The sequence below is a fragment of the Streptococcus sp. GMD4S genome (assembly GCF_000296955.1).
Genome location: NZ_AJRE01000065.1, coordinates 1 through 9,559, shown reverse-complemented (window position 1 = coordinate 9,559; position 9,559 = coordinate 1). Strand labels below are relative to the sequence as shown.

General features: G+C 41.4%; 9 protein-coding genes and 1 pseudogene. 1 reads left to right on the top strand and 9 read right to left on the bottom strand.

Translation table 11 applies throughout. The annotated features are described in order from the left end of the window. The 4 genes and pseudogenes from GMD4S_RS13295 to GMD4S_RS06020 all read right to left on the bottom strand — a co-directional run. A pseudogene (locus GMD4S_RS13295) lies at positions 1-169 on the bottom strand (cysteine desulfurase); the annotation flags it as partial. Positions 170-176: 7 nt separating this feature from the next. After that, the gene (locus GMD4S_RS06030) at positions 177-1,271 is read right to left on the bottom strand and encodes a cystathionine gamma-synthase (protein ID WP_000031948.1); all 1,095 of its coding nucleotides are present in this window, start codon (positions 1,269-1,271) and stop codon (positions 177-179) included. A 145-nt stretch (positions 1,272-1,416) separates the two neighbouring features. Beyond that, positions 1,417-3,375 carry a peptide ABC transporter substrate-binding protein gene (locus tag GMD4S_RS06025; protein WP_000748546.1) on the bottom strand — a complete coding sequence of 653 codons (1,959 nt, stop codon included), beginning with the start codon at positions 3,373-3,375 and terminating at the stop codon, positions 1,417-1,419. Between the two features lie 202 nt (positions 3,376-3,577). Next, complete coding sequence (locus tag GMD4S_RS06020; RefSeq protein WP_000064204.1) at positions 3,578-5,200, bottom strand: putative polysaccharide biosynthesis protein; 1,623 nt, start codon at positions 5,198-5,200, stop codon at positions 3,578-3,580. A 105-nt stretch (positions 5,201-5,305) separates the two neighbouring features. On the opposite strand from GMD4S_RS06020, the gene GMD4S_RS06015 reads away from it, so the two are divergent. Beyond that, on the top strand, positions 5,306-6,751 hold the full coding sequence (locus tag GMD4S_RS06015; protein ID WP_000590277.1) for a UDP-N-acetylmuramoyl-L-alanyl-D-glutamate--L-lysine ligase: 1,446 nt from the start codon (positions 5,306-5,308) through the stop codon (positions 6,749-6,751). Between the two features lie 37 nt (positions 6,752-6,788). Here GMD4S_RS06015 and GMD4S_RS06010 read toward each other — a convergent pair whose 3' ends face one another. The 5 genes from GMD4S_RS06010 to GMD4S_RS05990 all read right to left on the bottom strand — a co-directional run. After that, the gene (locus tag GMD4S_RS06010; protein ID WP_000051178.1) at positions 6,789-6,989 is read right to left on the bottom strand and encodes a CsbD family protein; all 201 of its coding nucleotides are present in this window, start codon (positions 6,987-6,989) and stop codon (positions 6,789-6,791) included. Positions 6,990-7,090: 101 nt separating this feature from the next. After that, positions 7,091-7,741 (bottom strand): DUF1803 domain-containing protein, encoded by a 651-nt coding sequence (locus GMD4S_RS06005; protein WP_000614464.1) that lies wholly within the window; start codon positions 7,739-7,741, stop codon positions 7,091-7,093. Then, positions 7,725-8,237: a YiiX/YebB-like N1pC/P60 family cysteine hydrolase gene (locus tag GMD4S_RS06000; protein ID WP_000892269.1), complete on the bottom strand. Its 513-nt coding sequence runs from the start codon at positions 8,235-8,237 to the stop codon at positions 7,725-7,727. The genes GMD4S_RS06005 and GMD4S_RS06000 overlap by 17 nt, the downstream gene beginning before the upstream one ends. Before the next feature lie 85 nt (positions 8,238-8,322). Beyond that, positions 8,323-9,258: a manganese-dependent inorganic pyrophosphatase gene (locus tag GMD4S_RS05995; RefSeq protein ID WP_000036034.1), complete on the bottom strand. Its 936-nt coding sequence runs from the start codon at positions 9,256-9,258 to the stop codon at positions 8,323-8,325. Positions 9,259-9,343: 85 nt separating this feature from the next. Then, a partial coding sequence (locus GMD4S_RS05990) for a GIY-YIG nuclease family protein (RefSeq protein WP_000223614.1) occupies positions 9,344-9,559 on the bottom strand: 216 nt, incomplete at its 5' end.

The following is a 9,559-nucleotide window of genomic DNA, read 5'->3' as shown; positions in this document are numbered from 1 at the left end:
CCAACTGATCTGCGTAGGCTTGTACAGCTTGTCGAACCTCAGGCAAAACCACAAAGTCCATATCTGCTATCCAGGCTGGTAGAACTTCTCGGTCAGCTTCTGCTTCTTTCCATTTATAGGTATGATGACCAAAACGATTGGGCAGGCTTGTAAAATCATATTTTCCCATATCTATCTTATCCTTCCATAGCTTGGCGCAAGTCCGCAATCAAATCTCTAGCATCCTCAATCCCAATAGACAAGCGCAAGAGGTCATCTGTTAAGCCATAGGAACGGCGCACTTCTGCTGGAATATCCGCATGAGTCTGAGTTGTCGGATAGGTGATGAGACTCTCAACCCCACCTAAACTTTCCGCAAATGAAAAGACCTTGAGGCTATTTAAAATATGAGGAATACGTTTTTCATCCACTACTTTAAAGGAAATCATACCCCCACGTCCAGTATAGAGCACTTCCTTGACAGCAGGTAAATCCTTCAAAAAAGCAACCACTTCTTGGGCATTGGCTGTAGAACGCTCCATACGAAGAGGCAGAGTTTTAAGACCACGAATCAACTGATAACTATCAAATGGTGACAAGACCGCACCTGTCGTATTGAGATTATAGAACAGTTGCTCATATAGTTCTAAACTATTAGTAACAACCACCCCAGCTAAGACATCATTGTGCCCTGCTAAGTACTTGGTGGCAGAATGAAGAACGATATCCGCACCGTCTTCAATCGGACGTTGATAAATCGGACTGTAGAAGGTATTGTCTACCACTACCTTGGAACCCTTGGCATGAGCTAGTTTGGCTAGTTTGGCAATATCAAATTCCAACATCAAGGGATTAGTTGGAGTTTCAATATAGAGAACATCCACATCTTTCTCTAACTCAGCAATCAGCTCTTCTTCTGTATTGGCATAGGTAAAATGGAAACGACCTTCCTGCTCGACTTGGTTGAACCAACGGAAAGAACCCCCATACAGATCACGCACAGCCAAGACTTTACTTCCCACTGGAAAAACACTAAAGGCCAGTACAATCGCAGCCATACCTGAGCTTGTCGCTAAGGCATAATCAGCTGATTCGATTGCCGCCAAGACTTCCTCCGCCTTACTGCGAGTTGGGTTTTTGGTACGAGTATAGTCAAATCCCGTAGACTGACCGAACTCTGGATGCTGATAAGTGGTTGAAAAATGAAGCGGTGTTACCAAGGCACCTGTAGCCTCATCTGACTTGATCCCAGCCTGGGCCAAAATTGTGTTGATGTGTAGTTCTTTGCTCATACAATACCTCCAAATCTATAGTAACTATTGTACCACTTATTTTCACTAACTCATTTTCTTGTTTTCAAGAGCTAGTTATAGTTTCAAACTATATAAAAACGATAGTTCCTTGAGAAACTATCGTTTTTCCTGTTGAATAGACTGGTTATTTAACGTGTTTTGCCAGTTCTTCTTGGGCTTTTTTATTTGATTCTTCTTTTTCTTTCAGCCATTTTTCTTTAGCTTTTTCATACTCATCAGCCGTTACAGTCTTATCTTGTAACTTGAGATACTTGTATGATTCGACACCCTTATTTCCAGCTTGTGAGAATGGCGATGAGAATGGAACTGTCTTTCTTAAGGTCGGTGTTCCACCCTGAGAAACGTTTGGAATTGCAAGGGCGCTATCAACGAGCCAAGCTTGAATTTCAGCATATTTTTCATAACGTTTTGCTGGTTCTTGCTCCTTGTTCGCTTCTTCTAACATTTGAGTGTAAGTATCCAGACCAACTGCCTTAGCCTTGTCATTGACCTCACCTGGTTCTAGACCAATGTTTTGCAACATACCACCGTTATTGACATTTAAGATATCAAGATAACTTGATGGATCCAAGTAGTCCGCACTCCAACCGCCATTATAGATATCAAAGTCTTTTTGAGCTGCAGTTTGAGCTAGGTAGCTAGAGTTGTCAAAGTCATCTGTTGATAGCTGTTGGATATCGATAACCACATTCTCAGCTCCTAGAACAGATTCGATGGATTGTTTCAAAGAGCTTGCTTCAAGTACACCTTTTTTAGCTGATTGGTCTACAGATACATCCAAGTGGATTGGGAATTGCACACCCTTAGCTTCCAATTCTTTCTTAGCTTCTGCAAATTTAGCTTTAGCCTTGTCAGGATTGTAGTATGGATCTTGCGCGTCCGCAAAGTTGATTCCTTGCCATTCTTGGCCATAGTTGACCATCTTTTCTGAAACAACATCGCCAAAGTCTTTTCCGTTGATACTTACAAATGTTGGAGGTACAACCAAATTACGAATAATCTTCGTTGCTCCGTCCTCCCCTTGAGATTGTGCTCCATAGGCTGTACGGTTATAAGCATAGTTGAAGGCTTGACGGAAGTTTTTATTCAGAACGGCTTCTTGGGTTGATTTCTTTTCGATATCTGAGGACTTAGAAGTGAAGTTATAAGATTTTCTGTCCAAGTTGAAGTTCAAGTAATAAGAAGTTGCATTTTGCATACTATAGATAATGTTATCCTTGTTCTTCTCTTTAATGCCTTCAAAGCTTGAGCTATTTGGATAGAGACGCGCGTAGCTATAGACTCCTTCTACAAAGTTACGTGCTAGTGCATCTTGGTCACTACCATCATAATAGGCCAATTTCACACCATCCACAAAGACATTTTTTTCATCCCAGTAGTTGGGATTTTTCTTGAATTCGATAACAGATTTTGAAACAAAAGATTTCATCAAGAAAGGTCCATTGTACAAAATACTAGAAGGGTCTACCTTACCAAAGTCATCCCCTTTTGATTTTAAGAAATCTGCATTGACAGGGAAGAGAATGGTTGAAGTTGTTTTAGAATTCCAATAAGATTCTGGACGTGTCAAAGTGTACTGAACTGTTTGGTCGTCAATCGCCTTAACACCGACAGTTGAAAAGTCAGTTGTTTTCCCGTTGATATAGTCATCCAAACCTGCTACAGAGTCTTGAACAAGGTACAAGGCTTCGGATTTTTTATCAGCAGCATATTTCAAACCTGTCACAAAGTCTTGGGCCGTTACAGGGGCGTATTCTTCACCCTCATAAGTATACCATTTTGCATCCTTACGTAATTTGTAAGTATAGGTCAAACCGTCCTGAGAAACAGTCCAATCCTCTGCCAATGATGGAACATAGTTACCGTATTGGTCATTTTCCATCAACCCATCCACCAAATTGGTCACGATGTCATTGGTTGTTGCACGGTTTTCTGCAAGATAGTTCAAACTAGATGGATCGCTCGAATAAACATAGTTATATGTTTTAGTAGCGCTACTTGAATTTCCACATGCGCTCAGTAAGATACCTGCGCTTAACACGACACTTGCAAGTGTCAGATACTTGGCCTTAGACTTTTTCATTTCCAGAACCTCCTGTTTAAAAGTTTTGTCTTATTATACAGCTTTGGTTTTATTTAGTCAAGTAATTTCTGAAGAAAAACTTAAAAAAGCATATTTTTTGCTCTTGATTTTAGAAAAAGTTCTCTTTTTTTAAGAAAAATGTAGTATAAAAACCTTTCTGTTAAAGAAAGGTTAAATTCAATGCTTTTATTTATAAATCTTTTTACGATATTTTCAATCGTGTACGTAGTCGGTCTGCTTGAGCTTTGCCGATTATCTTGTCCAAGAGTCGTGTCCGTAGGCTCATCAAACCATAAAGACCTCCTCCAAGCCCTCCGATGAGAGCCACATAAAGGAAACTCCAAAAACGTCCACTTGGTTGGAAGACAAAACCGAGTAGCCACTGCAAGAAGCCAACTAGGATAAACATGACAAGGGTCAAGATGGTAATCAAAATGGTTCGCTTCAAGATTATCTTTCGACGAGCACCCGTTACCTGGCAGATGTCTCGGTACATCAGGACATTCGGAATAATCAAGCCGATAGTCGTTGAAATCAAGGGACCGTAACTATGGAAAATAGCAATGGTTGGCAATTGCAAGACGATCTTAGCAATGGAACCATAGATAAAGTAAAGAACTGCCTTGCGGTTTCGGAACATAGCCTGAAGCATAGGAGACAAGACCATATACAAGCCTAGGATAGTAGACTGCAAAACTGCAAAGACAAATAAGCCCATGGCCAGACTATCTGGCTTACCGTAAAAGACTGTATAAAGAGGCTCCCCTACCATGACCACTCCAACCGTTGCCGGCAGTAGAAATAAGAAGAGCATGGTGAGACTATCTTGGACTAGGCGAGCTGCTGCCGGTAAGTCGCCTTTTACATAGTTTTCCGTCAACAGCGGCAAGCCGACACTCCCAATTGAAACTCCCACAGAGATTAAAATCATGGTAATTTTATTAGGATTGGCAGAGAAATAAGAAAACATGACAACCAAGTCTTCATTGCTGTAGTTAGTAAACCACTTCATACTATTGATAAAGGTCATCTGGTCTAAAATCTGGAAGAGTTGGATGGCTGATCCTGTCAGGATAAATGGAATGGCTTCCTTGATCGTATCGACTAAGAGTCGCTTACTATTGATTTTATCCCGTGTTTCAAAAACTCTTTTAAGCAAACCTTCTTGAGCAAGGAAGTAGATCAAAACTGCAAAACTTGCCACCATCCCCACAAAGGCCGCAAAGGTCGATTGGGTAACGGCTGATAAGTAGTCACCAGAACCCATCTTCATAATGAAGAAGGTTGCCATCAACATCCAGATAACACGGATCACCTGCTCGGCGATTTGACTCATAGCATAGGGTTTGAGGTTATTCATCCCTTGGAAGAATCCTCGGATGACACTCATAGATGGGAAAATCAAGACCGCCCAAGCCAAGCTCTGCATGATGGGAATCAGGTCTTTCCCCACACCTGACAAATCTGCTAACCAGGGAGAAAAGAGATACAAGACCAAAGCAAAGACTAAGCCCAAGCCCGTCATAAAGCTTAGAAAACTCCGAATCAAGGCAAAGCTATGCTCTTCTTCTCGCATGGTATTGTACTTAGCCACTTGTTTGGCGACCGCAACTGGGATACCCGCTGTCGAAATCAGCAAAAACCAGGCGTAAATGTTGTAGCCCATGGTAAAGAGTCCATTTGCCTTGGCGGCATAAGTCCCCATCCAGATATACCAGGGAATAATGTAGATAGCACCAAGGAGGCGACTAATAAAGTTACTAGCTGTTAGCCAAGCAGTCCCTCGCAACATCTGGGCTTGCTGGTGATTGTTTTCGTTAGACATAGTTTCCTCATTCAATTTTGATAACTAGGAAAAGTTCCTTATCTTCCATTATAAACTTTTCCTTGTTACTTGTAAAATTCGGGCGTGAAGTTTATAATAGAAAGTATGATTAAGATTGAAACCGTATTAGATATTTTAAAGAAAGATGGCCTTTTTCGCGAGATTATTGACCAAGGACATTACCACTACAACTACAGTGAAGTTGTTTTTGATAGCATCAGTTATGACAGCCGAAAAGTAAAAGAAGGGACTCTTTTTTTTGCAAAAGGTGCTGCCTTTAAAAAAGAATACCTCCTATCCGCTATAAGTCAGGGCTTAGCTTGGTATGTCGCAGAAAAGGACTACGAAGTCGGTATCCCCGTCATCATTGTGAACGATATCAAGAAAGCCATGAGTTTGATTGCGATGGAATTCTATGGTAATCCACAAGAGAAACTCAAAATTCTCGCTTTCACAGGGACAAAAGGAAAGACGACAGCAGCGTACTTTGCTTACCACATCCTATCTCAACGCTACCCAACAGCTCTCTTGTCAACTATGAACACAACTCTGGATGGCGAGACCTTCTTTAAATCTTCCTTCTCAACGCCTGAAAATATCGATCTTTTCGACATGATGGCTCAGGCTGTTAAGAATGGAAGAACCCATCTTGTAATGGAAGTCTCTAGCCAAGCCTATCTTGTTCATCGAGTCTATGGTCTGACCTTTGATGTAGGTGTCTTTCTTAACATCACTCCTGACCATATCGGTCCGATTGAGCATCCTAGCTTTGAAGACTACTTCTATCACAAACGTCTCTTGATGAAAAATAGCCGAGCAGTTGTCATTAATAGCGACATGGACCACTTTTCTGTATTGAAAGAACAAGTGGAAGATCAAGACCATGACTTCTATGGTAGTAAGTCAGACAACCAAATCGAGAACTCCAAAGCCTTTAGCTTTTCAGCCACTGGTAAACTTGCTGGAGATTATGATATCCAGTTGATTGGACACTTCAACCAAGAAAATGCCGTTGCTGCAGGACTTGCCTGCCTCCGTCTTGGAGCTAGTCTTGAGGACATCAAAAAAGGAATCGCTGCAACCCGCGTTCCTGGTCGTATGGAAGTCCTCACACAGAAAAATGGAGCCAAGGTTTTCATCGACTATGCCCACAACGGGGACAGTCTGAAAAAACTCATCAATGTGGTTGAAACTCATCAAACTGGGAAAATCGCTCTGGTTCTTGGCTCTACAGGAAACAAGGGGGAAAGTCGTCGCAAAGACTTTGGTCTCCTCCTCAATCAACATCCTGAGATTCAAGTCTTTCTAACTGCGGATGACCCCAACTATGAAAATCCAATGGCCATTGCTGAAGAAATCAGTAGCTATATCAGTCATCCTGTTGAAAAGATTACCGATCGCGAACAAGCCATCCAAGCAGCATTGGCCATCACAGACCAAGCACTCGATGCTGTGATTATTGCAGGTAAGGGAGCTGATTGCTACCAGATCGTCAATGGAGTGAAAGAAGCCTATCCTGGAGATGCAACTGTCGCAGAACGTTATCTATAAAATCAAAAAATCAAGGGAAGTTTTCCCTTGATTTTTTTTAGTCTTCTTTCTTAAATGAGTTTTTAAGACCTTCAACGGCACCTTCTACAGCACCTTTAGCATCTTCAACAACTTCTTTGGCTTTGGCAACTGTTTTTTCTACAGCACCTTCTGCTTCTGTCTTGCTATCGCCAGTAACTTTACCAAATCCTTCTTTGATAGCACCAGTTGCTTGATCCAATTTATTTTCAAGTGACATAGCTCTGTCTCCTTTGCTTTTAATACGATAAACGTTATCGCTTACATTCAGTTTATGCTTATTCTTTAGTAAAGTCAAACAATCTGCTCAAAATGAAGCAATTAAGATAAATAGAAAGTCAACCGTTCCTTGTCGAAATCAACAGTCAGCTCATACTTTCCAGCTTCATTTTGAACAATATAGCCTAGAACGACTAAACTGTCCACAAAGATATCACGACGTTTCTGAATTAATTGATCTTTTTTGAGAAACTTCAGTAAAAAGGTCGTCATATACTTGAGGGCATACTCAGGATTGACATCTCCCAAAATGGCATAGAGTTCCTGCTGTTTTTCTGTCAAAGGATATTGATTCTTGACCTTGTAGAAATAGTTGGATAGAGTCATCTTTTCTCTTGCAAAGTCCGTACGTTCGACTAAAATGGCGGCATTGGTTTGATTGCACAATTCTGTCTCAAAACTCTTCTCCAACAAGGCTTGATAAACTGGACTATCCTCTCTGACAAAAATTTCTTGGTCAAGGGATAGATTACCTATCGATTCTAGAAAAGGGAGATTAAGGGAATATCGTTTGTTTTCCCTTCGGATCAAACCGGCCTTAATATACTCTTCCATGAGTTTATCAACTGCTACATCTAGAAACTGAGCCTTGATTTCTCGGAGAATCACATCGTCATGCTGGTCCAGATAGTCCACCAAATCTATAAAAAATGGGTGTCGAGTCAAACGAGATGGGTTAAAAATCTGAATCATGAAGATTCCTTTCTTTACATTCTAAAAGAGGGGATGCTGCTAGTTGACTAGGATTGGTCCCTGGTTGATTCAGAGGCACAGGAAGTTCGAGTTTCCTGTAATATTCCCTCCAAAAATCACTAATCTCCTGCTTCCCATCCCCAAATTTCATGGGAATAGTTTCAAAAATCGGTAGGATTTCAGCGATGTACTGGGAGCAGTAAAAGCCAGACCCATCTGGATAAAACGAGCTATTATAAGGAGCACCTAGATGCTGGTAAGCCTTCTCCATCACCAAGTCAGCTTCCAGCTCTGGATAGACATAAAGATCGTAGAGATGAGTCGGTTCAAAAAATTCAGCCGGTTCTTGACAGATGACACCTGCTTGCCCACTAGCATGGTAGATGAAACCGTCCAAAAAGATGGCTACATGACTATAGTTCCCCGTAGAAGCCTGGATGGCCTGCCCCATATCTGAAAGATCCTTCACAAAGATCAAATTACCATTTTCTAACATCTTTCTCTCCTAGAAAAAAAGGAGCCGAAACCCCTTTAGCTATATGGAAAACACTGTTTTCTATTTTGAAATAATACCCAAAATTTTAAGCATTAAAGCTTTCAGTCAACTGAGGCACCACTTGTTTCTTACGTGAAACAGCACCTGGAAGGAAAGCGTGGTTGTTTTCAAGTTTGAAATTGAAAGCTGCTTCCACCTTGTCCATGTTTGATCCAAGAGCCAGAATTTCAGAGTTTGAGTTGACGATGTCTGTAATCATCAAGACAAAATCTGAGTAGCCGTTTGCTGCATTAGCTGCTTGCATTGCTGCTTCGATTTCTGCTTGGCGTTCCAAGACTTCAGCAATATCAACTGTATTGACTTGGGCAATACGAACCTTATTTCCATTGAGTTCAAAGGTCTTAGCATCGATGTCAATCAATTCTTCAGCAGATTTGCTTGCCAAGTTAGTACCAGCCTTGAGCATAGCAAGACCGTACTCTTCCAAGTTGACGCCTGCTAATTCTGCCAATTCTGGAGCAATGACTTTATCAGATGGGTGAGTTGTTGGTGATTTCAAAAGAAGGGTATCTGAAATCAAACCTGAAAGCATCAAACCTGCGATTTCTTTAGGAACTGCTACACCGTGTTCTTTGAACATGCGGTAAACGATTGAAGACGCAGATCCAACTGGTTCCAAGCGCATGTAAAGTGGGCTGGCAGTTTCAAAATTAGCCACACGGTGGTGATCCACAACTCCGTAAACTTCTACTTCAGCGATATCTGACACTGACTGTTGGAATTCATTGTGGTCAGTCAAGATGACTTGCTCTGCACCTTCTGCTTTAGCAGATGTGATGACGCGTGGTGCTTCTACACCAAAATAGTTCAAAACGAAGGCTGTTTCTTCATTAGGAGTTCCAAGTGCTACTGCTTCTGTGTCCAATCCATAAGCCTCTTTTGCAAGGTAAGCAAAGGCTACAGATGACCCGATGGCATCTGAGTCTGGATTTTGGTGACCAAATACTAGAATCTTAGACATGATAATACCTCTTTAAATTTATTCATCTTATTGTAGCACTTTTTTCCTCTTTTGACAAAAGTAAGAGGAGCCAAAAGACTCCTCCTTAGACATCAATATGGTTGACTAGATTTTTCTCTTGATTTTCAGATAAAAATCGTTCTTTCTGAGGACGTTTCTTTCGTTTGAGGAGAGCCTCGGCAGACATGGCTTCTTCCTTACTGGCAAAACCCTCTACATAGATGAGTTTGACTGGCAAGCGAGCTCGGGTATACTTGGCTCCCTTACCACTATTATGAACGGCAAGGCGCCTCTTCACATC

Excerpts from the sequence above, each read along its gene's own strand:
- GMD4S_RS06010 (WP_000051178.1), bottom strand. The coding sequence starts at position 6,989 with ATGTCACTTGAAAATAAATTGGATCAAGCAACTGGTGCTATCAAAGAA.
- GMD4S_RS06025 (WP_000748546.1), bottom strand. The coding sequence starts at position 3,375 with ATGAAAAAGTCTAAGGCCAAGTATCTGACACTTGCAAGTGTCGTGTTA.
- GMD4S_RS06020 (WP_000064204.1), bottom strand. The coding sequence starts at position 5,200 with ATGTCTAACGAAAACAATCACCAGCAAGCCCAGATGTTGCGAGGGACT.
- GMD4S_RS06000 (WP_000892269.1), bottom strand. The coding sequence starts at position 8,237 with ATGTTAGAAAATGGTAATTTGATCTTTGTGAAGGATCTTTCAGATATG.
- GMD4S_RS06030 (WP_000031948.1), bottom strand. The coding sequence starts at position 1,271 with ATGAGCAAAGAACTACACATCAACACAATTTTGGCCCAGGCTGGGATC.
- GMD4S_RS06015 (WP_000590277.1), top strand. The coding sequence starts at position 5,306 with ATGATTAAGATTGAAACCGTATTAGATATTTTAAAGAAAGATGGCCTT.
- GMD4S_RS06005 (WP_000614464.1), bottom strand. The coding sequence starts at position 7,741 with ATGATTCAGATTTTTAACCCATCTCGTTTGACTCGACACCCATTTTTT.
- GMD4S_RS05995 (WP_000036034.1), bottom strand. The coding sequence starts at position 9,258 with ATGTCTAAGATTCTAGTATTTGGTCACCAAAATCCAGACTCAGATGCC.